Annotated in this window: 12 protein-coding genes, 2 tRNA genes and 1 riboswitch; of the genes, 8 read left to right on the top strand and 6 right to left on the bottom strand. The window is 72.0% G+C overall.

Translation table 11 applies throughout. From position 1 onward, the window contains the following. Window positions 1-393 precede the first annotated feature (393 nt). The 3 genes from ACYF6T_RS20765 to ACYF6T_RS20755 all read left to right on the top strand — a co-directional run bounded on the left by ACYF6T_RS20765 (window position 394) and on the right by ACYF6T_RS20755 (window position 5055). A complete protein-coding gene (locus ACYF6T_RS20765; protein ID WP_461698291.1) occupies window positions 394-3282 on the top strand; it encodes an FG-GAP-like repeat-containing protein in 2889 nt (962 codons plus the stop codon). Window positions 3283-3340: 58 nt separating this feature from the next. Next, window positions 3341-4885, top strand: coding sequence for an amino acid permease (locus ACYF6T_RS20760; RefSeq protein ID WP_461698290.1), 1545 nt, complete (start codon window positions 3341-3343; stop codon window positions 4883-4885). Between the two features lie 97 nt (window positions 4886-4982). Beyond that, window positions 4983-5055: transfer RNA gene (locus tag ACYF6T_RS20755), tRNA-Lys, on the top strand. A gap of 98 nt (window positions 5056-5153) precedes the next feature. On the opposite strand, the gene ACYF6T_RS20750 is transcribed toward ACYF6T_RS20755, so the two are convergent. From ACYF6T_RS20750 to ACYF6T_RS20740, 3 genes are all read right to left on the bottom strand, one after another. Further along, window positions 5154-5741 carry an O-methyltransferase gene (locus ACYF6T_RS20750; protein ID WP_461698289.1) on the bottom strand — a complete coding sequence of 196 codons (588 nt, stop codon included), beginning with the start codon at window positions 5739-5741 and terminating at the stop codon, window positions 5154-5156. Between the two features lie 232 nt (window positions 5742-5973). After that, the gene (locus ACYF6T_RS20745; RefSeq protein ID WP_461698288.1) at window positions 5974-6606 is read right to left on the bottom strand and encodes a GTP cyclohydrolase II; all 633 of its coding nucleotides are present in this window, start codon (window positions 6604-6606) and stop codon (window positions 5974-5976) included. Window positions 6607-6733: 127 nt separating this feature from the next. Beyond that, window positions 6734-7264: a MarR family winged helix-turn-helix transcriptional regulator gene (locus ACYF6T_RS20740; RefSeq protein WP_461698287.1), complete on the bottom strand. Its 531-nt coding sequence runs from the start codon at window positions 7262-7264 to the stop codon at window positions 6734-6736. Window positions 7265-7332: 68 nt separating this feature from the next. Here ACYF6T_RS20740 and ACYF6T_RS20735 point away from each other — a divergent pair, with 68 nt between their 5' ends. The 5 genes from ACYF6T_RS20735 (at window position 7333) to ACYF6T_RS20715 (ending at window position 11862) form a co-directional block, all read left to right on the top strand. After that, entirely contained in the window at window positions 7333-8463 is a 1131-nt protein-coding gene (locus tag ACYF6T_RS20735; protein ID WP_461698286.1) for a dihydrofolate reductase family protein, read from the top strand. 64 nt (window positions 8464-8527) lie between these two features. Further along, a complete protein-coding gene (locus ACYF6T_RS20730; protein ID WP_461698285.1) occupies window positions 8528-9196 on the top strand; it encodes a Type 1 glutamine amidotransferase-like domain-containing protein in 669 nt (222 codons plus the stop codon). 61 nt (window positions 9197-9257) lie between these two features. Continuing rightward, a tRNA-Met gene (locus ACYF6T_RS20725) sits at window positions 9258-9331 on the top strand. 309 nt (window positions 9332-9640) lie between these two features. Further along, window positions 9641-9797, top strand: a riboswitch (cyclic di-AMP (ydaO/yuaA leader). A gap of 12 nt (window positions 9798-9809) precedes the next feature. Beyond that, complete coding sequence (locus ACYF6T_RS20720) at window positions 9810-10823, top strand: M23 family metallopeptidase (RefSeq protein ID WP_461698284.1); 1014 nt, start codon at window positions 9810-9812, stop codon at window positions 10821-10823. Between the two features lie 94 nt (window positions 10824-10917). Further along, window positions 10918-11862 carry an aldo/keto reductase gene (locus ACYF6T_RS20715; RefSeq protein WP_461698283.1) on the top strand — a complete coding sequence of 315 codons (945 nt, stop codon included), beginning with the start codon at window positions 10918-10920 and terminating at the stop codon, window positions 11860-11862. Window positions 11863-11967: 105 nt separating this feature from the next. On the opposite strand, the gene ACYF6T_RS20710 is transcribed toward ACYF6T_RS20715, so the two are convergent. The 3 genes from ACYF6T_RS20710 to lhgO form a co-directional block, all read right to left on the bottom strand. Further along, window positions 11968-13359: a PrsW family intramembrane metalloprotease gene (locus ACYF6T_RS20710; RefSeq protein WP_461698282.1), complete on the bottom strand. Its 1392-nt coding sequence runs from the start codon at window positions 13357-13359 to the stop codon at window positions 11968-11970. A 60-nt stretch (window positions 13360-13419) separates the two neighbouring features. Next, window positions 13420-14298, bottom strand: coding sequence for a tRNA (guanosine(46)-N7)-methyltransferase TrmB (gene trmB / locus ACYF6T_RS20705; RefSeq protein WP_461698281.1), 879 nt, complete (start codon window positions 14296-14298; stop codon window positions 13420-13422). A gap of 390 nt (window positions 14299-14688) precedes the next feature. Continuing rightward, the gene (gene lhgO / locus ACYF6T_RS20700) at window positions 14689-15900 is read right to left on the bottom strand and encodes an L-2-hydroxyglutarate oxidase (RefSeq protein WP_461698280.1); all 1212 of its coding nucleotides are present in this window, start codon (window positions 15898-15900) and stop codon (window positions 14689-14691) included. Between the last annotated feature and the right edge of the window lie 57 nt (window positions 15901-15957).

The raw sequence follows: 15957 nt of genomic DNA, 5'->3' as shown, positions 1-15957 counted from the left end.
ACTGTGTGACGCATCGCCGAGCGCCGCGTTCCCGGAAGGGGGCGCGGCGCTCGGTCGTGTCCGGGGCACCGCGGCCCCAGCTCTCCGAAGCGGGCGTAAGATCGGCTCACTTCAGAGGGGGACATGACAGCCGGGGTGGGGACCTCAGCGGCCTGTGTCCCTCCTTCTCCGGGGAGGACTCACCTTGGCACGTCACGCCTTCGTGTCCGCGGCGGTCGCGGTCGCCGTGTCCGCGGCACTGGTCACCGCCCTCGGCCCGGTGGGAACGGCCGTCGCGGCCGACACCGCGCAGGAGACGGTCGTACCGGCCACCACCGCAGCACGAACCTCAACGCCTCCCTCCTGTACACCAACTACTCCGCCGGGGGCGGCGACGGTGCGGGCGCGCAGGGGGTGTTCCACACGCTGGAGGGCCACTCCCGGGCGGTGTGGACGCGGTACGCGGACGGCGCGTCCTTCGACACGCCGTCGGTCATGGGCGACAGCACGTTCTACAACACCGGCACGGGCAGCGACGTCCTCGCCTACCGTCACGGCGACGGCCGCATCGACCTGTGGAACGCGGCCGACGGCACCACCGGCACGGTCCAGGTGCCCGCGAACCAGTCGGTCTACGGCGTCTTCGGCACCACGGTCGCCACCAATGAGAACGTCACCTACGCCGACGGCACCACCGCCAGGATCAAGCGTCTGCTGACTCCCGGCGCCGACGGCACGACGCACGAGGTGGTCGTCGGCGGCGCCCCGGACGGCATGGTGCTCGGCGGACCGGTACGCGGCGACGCGGACGGGTTCGTCTTCCGGGCCACCCTGGACGGTTCCCCCCGTCTGGTGCTGGTCGACCCCGCGACCGGCCGGGTCGGCAGCTGGACGTCCGCCCTGCCCACCGGTGCCAACATCGCCGTAAGACTCTCCCCCGACCACGTCGTCGCGTACGCCGGCGGGGGTGCCACCACGGCGTACGTGTACTCCCGCGCCGACCTGACGGCCGCCCCGGTCGCGGTCGCGCTGGATTCGGCGGTGTCGAGCAGCGGGCTCGCGATCGTCGGGGACTGGCTCGTCCACCAGCCCGGCGGCCGGGGCGAGGTCGTGGCCGTGCCGGTCGCGGGCGGCGCCCCGGTCACCCTGCTCGCCGCGTCGAACAGCGGCATCTCGCTCGCCGCCGACGGCACGGCGGTCGTGGTCGGCCGTACCGGCGCCGACGACTGGGGTGTGCAGCGCGTCACCGCCGGCGCCGGCGGCGCGCCGGTCGTCACCCTGGTCAAGGCGCTGCCGAAGCCGCCGTACCCGATCACGGGGCTGTCGCTGGACCAGGGGCGGCTGGTGGAGGCGGACGCGAGCTACGCCGGGATGCGCGACACCTACGGTCGGGTCGTCGCCGCGACCGGCACGCCCACGTACGGTCCGCGGTCGAGCTACGACGGCACGGACGTGCTGACCAGCTCGTGCAGCCCCGGCTGCGCCCAGCTGTTCGGCTCGGCCGCCGGGCGGACGGTGTGGCTGGAGCAGAACAGCGGCGACTCCGTCTACGACCTGCGCGCGGACGGCCCCGGGCAGCGGAACTCCCTGTGGGAACACGAGGTACCCGCCGGGCGCATCACCGATGTCTCCGGCACGTACGTCCTCTACACCGCCGACACCCAGCAGTTCGTCTACGCGATCGGCGACAGCGGCGCCGCCAAGGTCACCCGTACCCCTGCCGCGGCCGCCCTCTCCGGCGACCTGCTGTGGACGGCGAGCGCCACGGTCCCCGGTCGGGTCAGCGCGTACGACCTGGCGGCGCAGAAGACCGTCGAGACGCTCACCCTCGACACCGCGGGCTGCGCGCCCACCGAACTCCAGGCCAACGGCCGGTACCTGTACTGGAACTGCGGTGGCCGGACGGCCGCGGTCTACGACCGTACGGCGAAGAGGTCCGTGCCCGTGCCGGCCGACGAGGCGAAGCTCGGGGACGGGTACGTCGTCACGCACGACAAGGCAGCGGGGCGGCTCGTCCTGACGGCCGTCGCCGGCGGGACGCCCGTCAGCCGGGTCGTCGGCGAGCTGCCCGACACCGGTGTCTCACAGCGGGACGTGCGCTGGACGGTCGACGAGTCCGGTGCCGACGCGGCCTACGTGGACGCCGGCGAGCAGATCCACCTCGTGCCGTCGGGCGTGCCCGAGCAGCCCCTCCGGCTGCTCTCGCCCGCCCGGAACGCCCCCTCGGTCGACCCGGTCCCCGTCGACACGACGCCGGACACCCTGACCACGCTGCTGCTGTCGAAGCCCGCGTCGGGCTGGCGGCTGACCGTGCGCTCCAAGGCGACCGGGAAGGTCGTCGACACGGCGGACAGCACCGCCGAGACGCGCGGCGAGCTGTCCGTGGGCTGGTCCGGCATGGACCGTACGGCCCCGGGGGACGTGCCGCTGCCGAACGGGACGTACGCGTGGACGCTGTCCGTCACGCCGGCCGACGGGGTGGGGGCGCCGCTCGAGGTGACCGGTTCCGTGCGGATCGGGACCGGCAGCCCGGTGCGCCACGACCACGTCGGTTCGGACGGCGTCGGCGACCTGCTCACCCTCAACTCCTCGGGCACGCTGACCTTCCAGCGGGGGACGGGCAAGGGCACGTTCTCGGGGAAGGTCTCCGGGAGCGGCTGGTCGACGAAGACGCTCGCCGTGCCGTACGGCGACCTGGACAAGGACCGCTGCAACGACGTGCTGGTGCGCACCCCCGGCGGCGCGCTGCGCGCGTACCGGCCCGCCTGCGGCGCCGCCCTCACCCCGTCGACGCCGTACACGACCCTCGGCGCGAGCGGATGGAACCAGTACGACGTCCTCACCTCGCCCGGCGACCTGAACAAGGACGGCCGTGCCGACCTGGTCGCCCGCAACGCCTCCACCGGCGCGGTCTACCTCTACACGACCACCGGCGCGGGGAAGCTGTCGGCGCGGGTGAGGCTCTACGCCGACTGGAAGACGTACAAGAAGATCGTCGGCGTCGGCGACCTCAACGGGGACGGCATCGGCGATCTGCTCGCGCAGGACAAGGCGAACAACCTGTACCGCTACTACGGCACGGGCAGGGGGACGTTCGGGGCGCGGGTGAAGCTGTTCGGCGCGTGGGGCGGCTCGTACAACACGGTCGTCGGCGTCGGGGACGTCACCGGGGACGGAAGGAGCGACATCGTCGAGCGGGACTCCTCGGGTGCCCTGTACCGCAACGCCGGCGACGGCAAGGGGTCGTTCGGGGCGCGGGTGCGGATCGCCACGGGCTGGCAGGGCTACAAGGGCATTTTTTAGCCATAGCGTGTCCCTGCGTGACGCATGTCACGGCTCCGGCGCGGGAATCGCTCGGGGCATGACAGATGACGCCAGAGCGAGCGGGCAGTCGGGTCTCTCCGACGAAGAACGGCTTGCCCAGCTCGGTTACACGCAGGTCCTCGCCCGCCGCATGTCGGCGTTCTCCAACTACGCGGTCTCCTTCACGATCATCTCGGTCCTGTCGGGCTGCCTCACCCTCTACCTGTTCGGCATGAACACGGGCGGCCCGGCGGTGATCACCTGGGGCTGGGTGGCGGTCGGTCTGATGACCCTGTTCGTCGGGCTGTCCATGGCCGAGATCTGTTCGGCCTACCCGACCTCCGCCGGTCTCTACTTCTGGGCCCACCGCCTGGCGCCGCCCCGCTCGGCGGCCGCGTGGGCGTGGTTCACGGGCTGGTTCAACGTGCTGGGCCAGGTGGCGGTGACCGCGGGCATCGACTTCGGCGCCGCGTCCTTCCTCGGGGCGTACCTGAACCTCCAGTTCGACTTCGAGGTCACGCCCGGGCGCACGGTCCTGCTCTTCGCCGGCATCCTCCTCCTGCACGGCCTGCTGAACACCTTCGGCGTGAAGATCGTCGCCCTGCTCAACGACATCAGCGTGTGGTGGCACGTGCTGGGCGTCGGCGGGATCGTCGGCGCGCTGACGTTCGTACCGGACCACCACCAGTCGGCGTCCTTCGTGTTCGGGAAGTTCGTCAACAACACCGGCTGGGGCAGCGGGGTGTACGTCGTGCTGCTCGGCCTGCTGATGGCCCAGTACACCTTCACGGGCTACGACGCCTCGGCCCATATGACGGAGGAGACGCACGACGCGTCGACGGCGGGCCCGAAGGGCATCGTGCGGTCGATCTGGACGTCGTGGATAGCGGGCTTCGTGCTGTTGCTGGGCTTCACCTTCGCCATCCAGAACTACGACAAGGAGCTCGGCTCGGCGACGGGCGCGCCGCCGGCCCAGATCCTGCTGGACGCGCTCGGCGCCACGGCCGGCAAGCTCCTGCTCCTGGTGGTGATCGGCGCGCAGCTGTTCTGCGGGATGGCGTCGGTGACGGCCAACAGCCGCATGATCTACGCCTTCTCGCGGGACGGGGCGCTGCCGTTCTCGAGGGTGTGGCACACCGTCAGCCCGCGCACGCGCACCCCGGTGGCGGCGGTGTGGCTGGCGGCGGCCGGGGCGCTGGTGCTGGGGCTGCCGTACCTGATCAACGTGACCGCGTACGCGGCGGTGACGTCGATCGCGGTCATCGGCCTGTACATCGCCTACGTCATCCCGACGCTGCTGCGGGTGCGCAAGGGCGGGGCGTTCGAGCGGGGGCCGTGGCACCTGGGCCGCTGGTCGACGCTGATCGGGTGGGTGTCGGTGGCCTGGGTCGCTGTCATCACCGTCCTGTTCATGCTGCCGCAGGTCTCGCCGGTCACCTCGGAGACCTTCAACTACGCCCCGGTCGCCGTCCTGGTCGTCCTCGGCTTCGCGGCGACCTGGTGGCTGGCCTCGGCCCGGCACTGGTTCCTCAACCCGGCGCACGACCGGACGCGGGCGCGCGAGGCGGCGCGGGCGGGGGCCGCCGAAAAGGTAGATCCGTAACACTCCCGCCGTTTCACGGCGCCGACGCGGCCGTGTCTCCGATACCCGATCGGAGAGACGGCCACGTCCGGCTATGCTCGTGGGGGCAACATCGCCTGGGCCCTTAGCTCAATTGGCAGAGCAGTGGACTTTTAATCCATTGGTTGTGGGTTCGAGTCCCACAGGGCCTACCGCGGAGCCCCGGCCCGGAGCACCTCCGGGCCGGGGCTCACGGCGTTCCCCGGGGCGGTGTGCCCTCTCGCCGTCACGCCGGCAAGGGGAACGGCGGTCAGCGCACCCGTACGCCGGTGAGCACCCCGTCGCCCACCTCGTGCAGTTCCACGTCGAAGTCCTCGGCCGCGGTGAGCAGTTCGCGGAAGGGGGCCACCTGCTCGCGGTGGCTCACCGCGTTGTCGACGGCCACCGCGCCGTACGGCGTCAGCACGCGCCGCAGATGCGGCCAGTACTCGACGTACGCAGGCCGTTCCGCGTCCAGGACGACGAGGTCGACCGAGGCGTCGGGCGTGCGGGCGAGGACGTCGGCGCCGTCCGCGTGGACGACGTGCACGTGGTCCCGGACCCCGGCGCGCTCCAGGTTGCGCAGTGCCTCGGCGACGCGCGCCTCGTCGGTCTCCACGGTGGTCAGCAGGCCGCCGGTGTCCCGGAGGGCGTCGGCGAACCAGATCGCCGAGTAGCCGTTGGAGGTGCCGATCTCCAGGACCGAGGTGCTGCGCTGGACGCGGATCAGCAGGGAGATCAGACGGGCGGCGTCCGGGGTCATGTTGCGCAGCCGCAGCAGCCGGTCGGCCAACGGGCCGTCGTGGGCCCGCCCTTCCCGGTAGAGGTCGTCCAGCAGGCTCGCCAGTCGGTCATCCACGGGAACTCCCGTCTGCTCGGAGGGGGACGGTGGCCAAAGTACCCCTGCCTGCTCGCCCACCTGCCTGCCTGTCTGCCGGCCGGCGGCCGGCGTGCGATCACCGAGTCACCCCGGGCCGGCATTGGTGAACGAAATTGTTGACAATCGCCGGGGTCCATCTTAGGTTCGAGCGGGCGGCGTCCCTTTCCCGTCTGTCATGGACGCCGCCCGCCTTCCCGCCCCTCCCACTCGCTCAGCCGGCGCTGAGCTGTGCCAGCGGCAGCGTGTGCTGGGTCTGCAGAACCTTCGCGCGCAGGTAGCGGACGTTGTGGGCGGTGGTGAAGACGCCCGTCGGCACGCGCTCGTGGACGGTCACCCCCAGATCGCGCAACTGCTGCGCCTTGTCCGGGTTGTTGGACAGCAGGTCCAGCTCGTCGATGCCGAGCGCGCGCAGCATCTGGGCGGCGGCCGTGTAGTCGCGGGCGTCCTCGGGCAGCCCCAGCGCCGCGTTGGCCTCGTACGTGTCGAGGCCGCGGTCCTGAAGGGCGTACGCGTCGAGCTTGTTGTACAGCCCGATCCCGCGGCCCTCCTGGCGCAGGTAGAGCAGGACGCCGCCGCGCTCGGCGATCCGCTCCACCGCCTCGCGCAACTGGGGCCCGCAGTCGCAGCGCGCCGAACCGAAGACGTCCCCGGTCAGGCACTCGGAGTGCAGCCGGACCAACGGGACGGTGCCGGGGGCCGGGTCGCCCAGCACGACGGCCACGTGTTCCTGGCCGTCGGCCAGGCCGTGGAAGGTGACCAGTTCGGTGTCGACGCTGTAGCCGTCGTGGAAGCGCAGCGGGACCCGGACGCGGGAGCGCGGCGTGGCGGCGGGGAAGTCGGACATGCGGGTTCTCCCAGCTCCGGTGGGCATCTGCTTCAGATTTGAAACAGGCTTACGGTCGAGGACCCTACCCACGCTTTAAATTTGAAGCAACAGGTTTGCGGTGCCGCTCACCGCGGTGCGACGCGGCTCACGCGGAGGGCGGCCCGGAACAGGGCGAGGACCGGCGCCGCCAGGGCACCTCGTCGGCCGTCGGCCGGGGCGCCTCGTCTCCCTCCAGCGCCTTGAGGATCACCGAGCTGATCTCCTCCAACTGCTCGACCTGCTCGGCGGAGAGCCGGTCGAACAGCGCCGCCCGCACGATCTCGACGTGCCCCGGCGCCGTGCGCTCCAGCACCGCCATGCCCTCGTCGGTCAGCGCGGCGATGCTGCCCCGCTTGTCCCACTTGCAGTTCTCGCGCCGGATCAGACCGTCCTTCTCCAGCCGGGTGACGGCATACGTCAGCCGGCTGCGGGTGATCTTCGTCTTCTCGGCGAGGTCGGTCATCCGCAGCCTGCGCTCGGGCGTCTCGGAGAGGTTGGCCAGGATGGAGTAGTACAGATGCGGCATGCCGGCGTCCTGCTGGAGCTGGCGGTCGATCGCGTCCTCCAGGAGGTGCGTCGCCGCGATGTACGCGCGCCAGGCGCGCTGCTCCTTCTGTGTGAGCCAGCGAGTCGTCATGCCACCAGTGTAGGTTTGTTTCAAACTTTAACCAAGCGTCCCCCGGCCTGCGAGAGCGAGCGCGCCCGATGCCGTACCCCCACGTCCTGCTGTCCGCCGCCGTCTCCCTCGACGGCTACCTCGACGACACCGGCCCCGACCGCCTGCTGCTGTCCTCGCCGGCCGACTTCGACCGCGTCGACGAGGTACGGGCCTCGGTCGACGCGATCCTGGTCGGCGCCGGCACGATCCGCGCCGACAACCCGCGGCTGCTGGTGAACTCCGCCGAACGGCGCGCGGCCCGCGTGGCCGCCGGACGGCCCGAGTACCCCCTCAAGGTCACGGTCAGCGGCTCCGGCGACCTGGACCCGGCGGCGCGGTTCTGGCACACGGGCGGCGACAAGGTCCTCTACACGACGGACAAGGGCGCCGAGCGGGCCCGCGCTCTCGGCGTCGCCGCCGACGTCGTGTCCCTCGGCGCGGACCTCGACTGGCGCCGCCTCCTGGCGCACCTGCACGACGTGCGGGGCGTGGCGCGCCTGATGGTCGAGGGCGGCGGCCGTATCCACACCCAGCTCCTCCAGCAGGGCCTCGCCGACGAACTCCAGCTCGTGCTCGCCCCGCTCTTCGTCGGCGACCCGGACGCGCCCCGCCTCTTCGGCCCCGGCGCCTACCAGGGCGGACGCCTGCGCCTGCTGGAGACCCGGCGGATCGAGGACGTCGTGCTGATGCGCTACGAGCCCACGGCACCCGGCACGGGCCCCGCCCCCTCCGCCGCCGACCACCACTGGCTGCGGCTCGCCTGCGACCTGGCCGCGCTGTGTCCCCCCTCCCGGACCGCCTTCAGCGTCGGCGCGGTGATCGTCGCCGCCGACGGCACGGAACTGGCCCGCGGCCACTCCCGCGAGGGCGGCGACCCGGTCGTCCACGCCGAGGAGGCGGCCCTGGCCAAGCTGGACCCGGCCGACCCGAGGCTCGCGACCGCGACGGTCTACAGCAGCCTGGAACCCTGCGCCCACCGCGCCTCCCGGCCCAGGCCGTGCGCACGGCTGATCCTGGACGCCGGGGTGCGCCGGGTCGTGACGGCGTGGCGCGAGCCGGACACCTTCGTGCCGGACGCCGACGGCACCGGCCTGCTCGCGGCACGGGGCGTCGAGGTCGTCGTACTGCCGGAGCACGAAGAACGAGCGAAGGCGCCGAACGCGCACCTGCTGCCCTGAGCGCCCGCATGAGGGGAATCCCGGGTTCGTTGCGCGCGCCCGTCCACCGTGCTTCGCTCGCCCGATGAACCTTCTGCTGACGGCGAGCGGCCTGCGCAACGAGACGCTGCGGGACGCCCTGCGGGACATGCTGGACAGGCCGTTCGGAGCGGCGAACGCCGTGTACATCCCCACGGCCTCCCTCGCCGAGCCCGGGGACCACGGGTGGTTCCTGGCCGACATGAACCGGCTGCACGGCCTCGGCTGGCGGGAGTTCGACGTCCTGGAGCTGAACGGCCTGCCCCCGCGGACGGTGCTCGACCGGCTCCTGCACGCCGACGTCGTCTACGCCGGGGGCGGCAACCACTACCACCTCGCGCGCAGCATCACCGGCAACGGCCTGGCCGACGGCTTCCTCAAGGCGCTGGAGAGCCGGGTCTACGTGGGCTTCAGCGCCGGATCGATGATCTTCAGCCGTCATCTCACCGGCCACTCCGCCGACGTCATCGGGGACACCGCGGACCTCCACGCGCTCGGGGCGACGGGTCTGGAGCCGCCGTTCGGGCTCTTCGACTGGTATCTCAAGCCCCACCTGTACTCGCCGGACTTCCCCGAGCGGGACGACGCCTGGGCCGACCGCATCGTCGCGCGCGCGGACTTCCCGATCTATTTCCTCGACGACGACACGGCCGTGCGCGTCCGGGACGGCGAGGTGGATGTGGTGTCCGAGGGCCGGTGGCGGTTCCATCCGTGACGCCACCAGGCCATGCGTGTGCTCGACGTCCTGCGCATGGCGTACACTGGAGTCACACCGACGCGGGGTGGAGCAGCTCGGTAGCTCGCTGGGCTCATAACCCAGAGGTCGCAGGTTCAAATCCTGTCCCCGCTACTCACGGCTCAGGGCCGGAATCCAGTGCCAGCCACCGGATTCCGGCCCTGAGTGCTTCCCCGGCCTCTTCCCATCCCCCCCGTCACTGCGGGTGAGCGAACGACCGCCCTCCGCATAACGACTGACATACCGTCAATCGCTGTGAAGATCCCGAGCCTTGGTCAACTCGCCCGTTTTTCGCCGCCCATGAGCCCTACGTCCAGCCAGGATTCGTTAATGATCAAGCCGAACCGCTTGGAATCGGTGGCCCGGGTCTATTAACGTTCGATAACGCAGCGCGGTCGTCCCAGCCGTCACAAGAGGCGGCTCCGTGCGCACGCGCCGAATCCCGCAAGGGAACCGGGGAACCACCACCCTGGGGTGAATCACGCGGATGCCGCCGTGGAACCACGGCAGGTATACGCGCGTAGGAGACCTTCCTGCTCCGAACCCGTCAGCTAACCCGGTAGGCGAGAAGGAAGGAAAGGAGCGCGCCCACGTGGCGTCCAACCCGCCTGCCCCGGCAGCCCCGTTCGTGCCGAGCACCGAGCCCTTCGGCTTCGCCGGCCCCCGCACCGACGAGGGTCAGTGGGAGGAGTGGAACCCCACCGCGGAGTCCCTCCGTCCGGTCGCCGGCCGGCACCGCATCGCCAAGCAGCGCGGCGGGGGACTCGCCCGCAGCTCCACCGTCCTGGGCGTCGGCCTCATAGCCGCCGTCGGCGCGGGCGGCATGGCCAGCGCCAACACCGGCAAGCCGCCGGTGTCGATCTCCCTCCCCGACCTGCCCCTCCTCTCCGACCACGACGCCACGCCCAAGGGCTCGGCCACCGTGCTCAGCAGCGTCGGCGTGACCACCGAGGACACCGCGCAGGGCGCCAAGGACGCGGGCGAGGCGCTGCGCGACCGGATCATGGCGCAGGCCGAGTCGCAGCAGGTCCAGGTCGACAGCAAGGCCCAGTCCGTCACCGAGGCGGCCCTCGCCAAGCAGGTCGACGCCGCCGCCGCGCAGGCGGAGAAGGAGGCCGCGGCCAAGGCCGAGGCGGCCAAGGAGAAGGCGGAGGCGGCGGCCAAGAAGGCGGCCGAGGCCGCGAAGCTCGCCGAGCTGGCCAAGCAGTACACCCTGCCGGTCGTGTCGTACACCATCACCGGCACCTTCGGACAGGCCGGCTCCATGTGGTCCTCCGGCTACCACACGGGCCTCGACTTCGCCGCCCCGACGGGCACGCTGATCAAGGCCGTCCACTCCGGCACCGTCACCGAGGCGGGCTGGGCGGGGTCGTACGGCTACCGCACGATCATCACCCTCGACGACGGCACCGAGCTGTGGTTCTGCCACCAGTCGTCGATCAGCGTCAGCGTCGGTCAGAAGGTCGGCACGGGCGACGTCATCGGCCGCGTCGGCGCCACCGGCAACGTGACCGGCCCGCACCTGCACCTCGAGGTCCACCCGAACGGCCAGGCCGACGGCATCGACCCGATGACGTGGCTGCGCGGCAAGGGCCTCAACCCCTGACACGGGGTTTCCGGAGCCGTGCCTTCCGATTGTTTACGGGAAGTTTGCGGGTGTTGCGGAAGGCCGGGCCGCGGCGGGTGCGTTGACATAAGACATGACTTCACTCCGCAAACTCGGCTCCTCCGACCTCGAGGTCTTCCCGCTCGCCCTGGGCGGCAACGTCTTCGGCTGGACCGCCGACGAGACGCAGTCCTTCGCCGTGCTCGACGCCTACACGGAAGCCGGCGGCAACTTCGTCGACACCGCCGACGCCTACTCCGCGTGGGTTGACGGCAACAGCGGCGGCGAGTCCGAGACGATCATCGGCAAGTGGCTCGCGGCGCGCGGCAACCGCTCCGACGTGGTGATCGCGACGAAGGTGAGCCAGCACCCGCAGTACCAGGGCCTGTCGGCCGCCAACATCAAGGCCGCCGCCGACGCCTCGCTGCGCCGCCTGGGCACCGACTACATCGACCTGTACTACACCCACTACGACAAGCCCGAGGTGCCGGTCGAGGAGATCATCGGCGCGCTGGACGAGCTGGTGAAGGCGGGCAAGGTGCGGGCCATCGCCGCCTCCAACATCTCCGCCGAGCGGCTCGCGGCCTCGCTGGAGTTCTCCGACCGCGAGGGCCTCGCCCGGTACGTCGCCCTCCAGCCGCACTACAACCTGGTCTCCCGGGACACCTACGAAGGCGGCCTCCAGGACCTCGCCGCCCGTTCCGGCCTCGCCGCCGTCCCCTACTACGCCCTCGCCTCGGGCTTCCTCACCGGCAAGTACCGCCCCGGCGCGACCGTGGACAGCCCGCGGGCGGGCGGCGCGGGCGCGTACCTGAGCAGCGAGCGGGGACAGCGGGTCCTGGCCGCGCTGGACGACATCGCCGCCGCCCACGGCGCGCCCGTGGCCACGGTCGCCCTGGCCTGGCTCGCGGCCCAGCCCACGGTGGCGGCGCCCATCGCCTCGGCCCGCACGGTGGACCAGCTGCCGGCCCTGCTGGGCGTGGCGGACCTGACCCTGACGCAGGCCGAACTGAACACCCTGACGCAGGCGTCGGCGTAGTCCGCGGCTCGTTCGGGTCCCGCTACCTGCCGGCCCATCCCTTGCCGACGCGGCGGCGCGCAGCCGCGAGGGTGCGGTCCGGCGGTGCCGGGCCCTCCGCGGCGATTACGACAGATACGGGTTGTACGCGGGATACGGCACCGCCGGGTAGCCGGGGTGCCCCTGGTGGTACCCGGGGTACCCCTGGTGGTGCCCGGGGTGCCCCTGGTGGTGCCCGGGGTACCCGTAGTAGCCCCCGGCGTGCCCGTAGGCCGTCGGTGGCCGCCACGCCGGCGCCGTCATCCGTGCCGCGTGATCCAGGGCCGGCGCCGCGACCTCCCGCCGTCGCCACAGCTCGCCCAGCAACTCCCGCTCCCGTACGACGAAGTCGGCCCCGGCCCGCCCGCGGCGCCCCCGGTGCCGCAGGAACGCCAGCAAGGTCGCGTACGCCTCGTACTGCGCCACCGCCCGCGCCGCCGGCTTCCCGAAGTGGTGCCGGGCGTACCCGCGGGCCATGCGCCGCGCCCGCATCGACCCGAGCGCGTACGGCTCGCCCGGCGTCAGCCAGCCCGCCACGACGTACGCCGGCAGCTCCTCCCGCACGGTCCGCAGCTCCCGCTGCCGCGTCCAGATGACCAGCCACGTCAGCAGCCCGAACGCGGGCACCATGAACGCGGCGTAGACCGCGAAGAACCCGTACTCCCCGAACGTGGAGGAGCCGTTCCAGATCGCGTGCATGCCCATCGCGAGCAGCAGCCCGGACAACGGCACGAGCACCCGGCGCAGATGCTGCCGCTCCGCGGCCATCGCGGCGAGCCCGAAGCCGATGCCGGTCAGGACGGTGAAGAGGGGGTGCGCGAACGGCGACATGATGATGCGCACGAAGAAGGTCGCGGCGGTCACGGAGGCGATCCCGCGGTCACCGGTGAGCTGGTCCGTGCCGAAGGCGGTGCCGAGGTAGAGGATGTTCTCGGTGAACGCGAAGCCGGTCGCGGTGACCCCGGCTATCACCACCCCGTCGACGATCCCGGTGAAGTCCCGTCTGCGGAAGAGGAAGACGAGCAGGACGGCGGCGGCCTTGGCGGACTCCTCCACGATGGGCGCTATGACCGTCGCCCCGAGGGTGTCCGCGCTCGACGGGTCCGCCGTCGCCGTGGCGATCCATCTGGTCGCGAAACTGTTGGCCACGATCGCTATCAGCGCCGCCGCGCAGGCGCCCCAGGCGAAGGAGAACACCAGGTTGCGCCAGGGGCCCGGGGCGACCCGGTCGAGCCAGCGGAAGGCGGCTGTCAGCAGCGGCACGGGCAGCACGGCGAGGCCGAGCCCGACCAGGAACCCCTCGGTGCCGGTCTGTTCGCGCACCAGGGCGAGGATGACGAGTCCGGAGAGGGCGAGCAGGGTGCTCAGGGCGCCGTAGCGCACCCATCGGCGCTGCCACCAGTGCGCGTGCCGGACTCCGCCGCCGACCGGACCGCTGGGGTACGGCGGATGTGTCGGGTACGGAGGACTGGTGGTCACGGCATTGACCCTAACGAGGGATGGCGCCGCCCGCAGGAGGGCCCGGGGGCCCGCTGGGTGTCAGGCGCCGGTGGGGGGTTGGTCGTGGTGCTGTACGCGCCGGAACAGCAGGTCGTTCACGACATGTCCCTTGTCCAGTCCCTGCCCCTCGAAACGGGTCAGCGGCCGGAAGTCGGGACGCGGCGCGAAACCGCCGTCGGGCTGCGTGTTCTCGAACTGCGGATGGGCGCCGAGCACGTCGAGCATCTGCTCGGCGTACGGCTCCCAGTCGGTCGCGCAGTGCACGATGCCGCCCGGCCTGATGCGGGCCGCGGCCAGGTCGAGGAACTCCGGCTGGATCAGCCGCCGCTTGTGGTGCCGCTTCTTGGGCCAGGGGTCGGGGAAGTACACGCGCAGCCCGTCCAGGCAGTCCGGGGCGAGCATCTCGCGCAGCAGGATGATGGCGTCGCCGTTGCCCACGCGGATGTTGGACAGTCCGTTGCGGTCGGCGAGGTTCAGCAGGTTGCCCTGGCCCGGGGTGTGCACGTCCACGGCGAGGATGTTGGTGTCCGGGTCGGCGGCGGCCATCTGGGCGGTGGCCTCGCCCATGCCGAAGCCGATCTCCAGCACGACGGGACGGGTGTTGCCGAACAGCTCGGCGAGGTCGATGACCCGCCCGCCGTCGATGTCCAGCCCCCACTTGGGCCACAGCCGCTGCAGCGCGTCCGCCTGCCCGGCGGTCACCCGGCTGCGCCGCGGCTGGAAGCTGCGGATGCGGCGCTCGAAGTGGGACCCGGCCGGATCGGCCTTCGGCCCGTCCGGGAACCGGGGTTCCCCCTTGGCCCGGGTGTGCCGCACGGAGACACCCGGGATGTGCGGGGGAAGCTCACCGGGCACGGCCTCGGTGGGCCGGGGCGCAGCGGGCTGGGGGGTTTCGGGGGCGTTGAGCGACTCAGACACAGTGCTGCCGATTTTACGGGGCGGACGCCGTCCGGCGGCGGGTGTGGTCTGGCGGTGGGTGCCGTCCGGTGGTGGGTGTGGTCTGGCGGTGGGTGCCGTCCGGTGGTGGGTGCGGTCTGGTGGCGGGTGCCGTCCGGTGCAGACGCGTCCGAGACCAGTGCAGAGGCGTCCGAGTCCGGCGCGGACGCGTCCGAGCCCGGCGCGGACAGGTGGGAGATCGGCGCGGACAGGTCGGCGATCGGGCGGACAGGTGGGAGATCGGCGCGGACGCGTCTCAGACCGCGCGCCCTCGTCGTCTTGAGTCGGGTCAGACCGTGCGCGCTCGTCGTCTTGAGTCGGGTCAGAGCGTGCGCCCTCGCCGCCTGGCGTCAGGGTGCCACTCCTCCCGCCTCACGCCGAGCCCAGTACCGCCAGTGCCCTGCGCGCCACCTCCCGTCCGATCGGCAGGGAGGCCGTGGCCGCGGGTGACGGTGCGTTCAGGACGTGTACCGCCCGTGCCCCCTCCTTGATCAGGAAGTCGTCCACCAGCGTCCCGTCCCGCAGCACCGCCTGCGCCCGCACCCCGGCCGCCGCCGGCACCAGGTCGTCCTCGGTCACCGCCGGCAGCAGCCTGCGCACGGCCGCCGTGAAGGCCCCCTTGGACACCGACCGGCGCAGCTCCCCGGCGCCGTAACGCCAGTGTTCCCGCGCTATCCGCCACGACCCGGGCCAGGCCAGCGTCCCGGCCACCTCCCGCGGCCGGACGACACCCCAGCCGTAGCCCTCCCGGGCCAGCGCCGGCACCGCGTTGGGTCCGATGTGCACGCCGCCGTCGATCCCGCGCGTGAGGTGCACCCCGAGGAACGGGAACGCCGGATCCGGCACCGGATACACCAGCCCGCGCACCAGCCCCGGCCGCGCCAGCTCGTAGTACTCCCCCCGGAACGGCACGATCCGCATCCCGGGCTCGTCCCCGGTCATCCGGGCCACCTCGTCGCAGTACAGCCCGGCGCAGTTCACCAGCACCCGGGCCCGTACGACGTCCCCGCCGCGGGTCCGTACGGCGACCCCCAGCGCCGGCCTCCGGTCGACGCGCTCGACCCGCGCCCCGTACCGGATCTCCGCGCCCGAGGCCCGCGCCAGCTGCCGTGCCACGCCCACGAAGTCGCAGATCCCGGTGGTCCCGACGTGGATCGCGGCGAGCCCGCGCACCTCCGGCTCGTACTCGGCGATCTGGGCCGCGCCGAGCTCCCGTACCGGAATGCCGTTCTCCCGGCCGCGCTGCACGAGCGCGTGCAGCCGGGGCAGCTCGTCCCGCTCGGTGGCGACGATCAGCTTCCCGGTGACGGCGTGGTCGATGCCGTACTCCGCGCAGAACTTCACCATCTCCGCGGCACCGCGCACCGCGTACCGCGCCTTCAGCGAGCCCGGCCGGTAGTAGATCCCGCTGTGGATGACCCCGCTGTTGCGCCCCGTCTGGTGCCGGGCCGGCCCCGGCTCCTTCTCCAGCACGGTCACGTGCGTGCCCGGCGCGGCCCGGGTGATGGAGAACGCGGTGGACAACCCGACGATCCCACCACCGATCACCAGCACGTCACAGTCGTACGCGATCCCGGCACGCACCTGCACCACCTCCCACCTCGATAGTGCACTGCGCCACTGACAGTCACTTCAAACGCC

The organism is Streptomyces sp. 7R007, from assembly GCF_054850255.1.
Note: the sequence above shows the minus strand (reverse complement) of the source record. Positions and strands in the feature narration are given on the sequence as shown.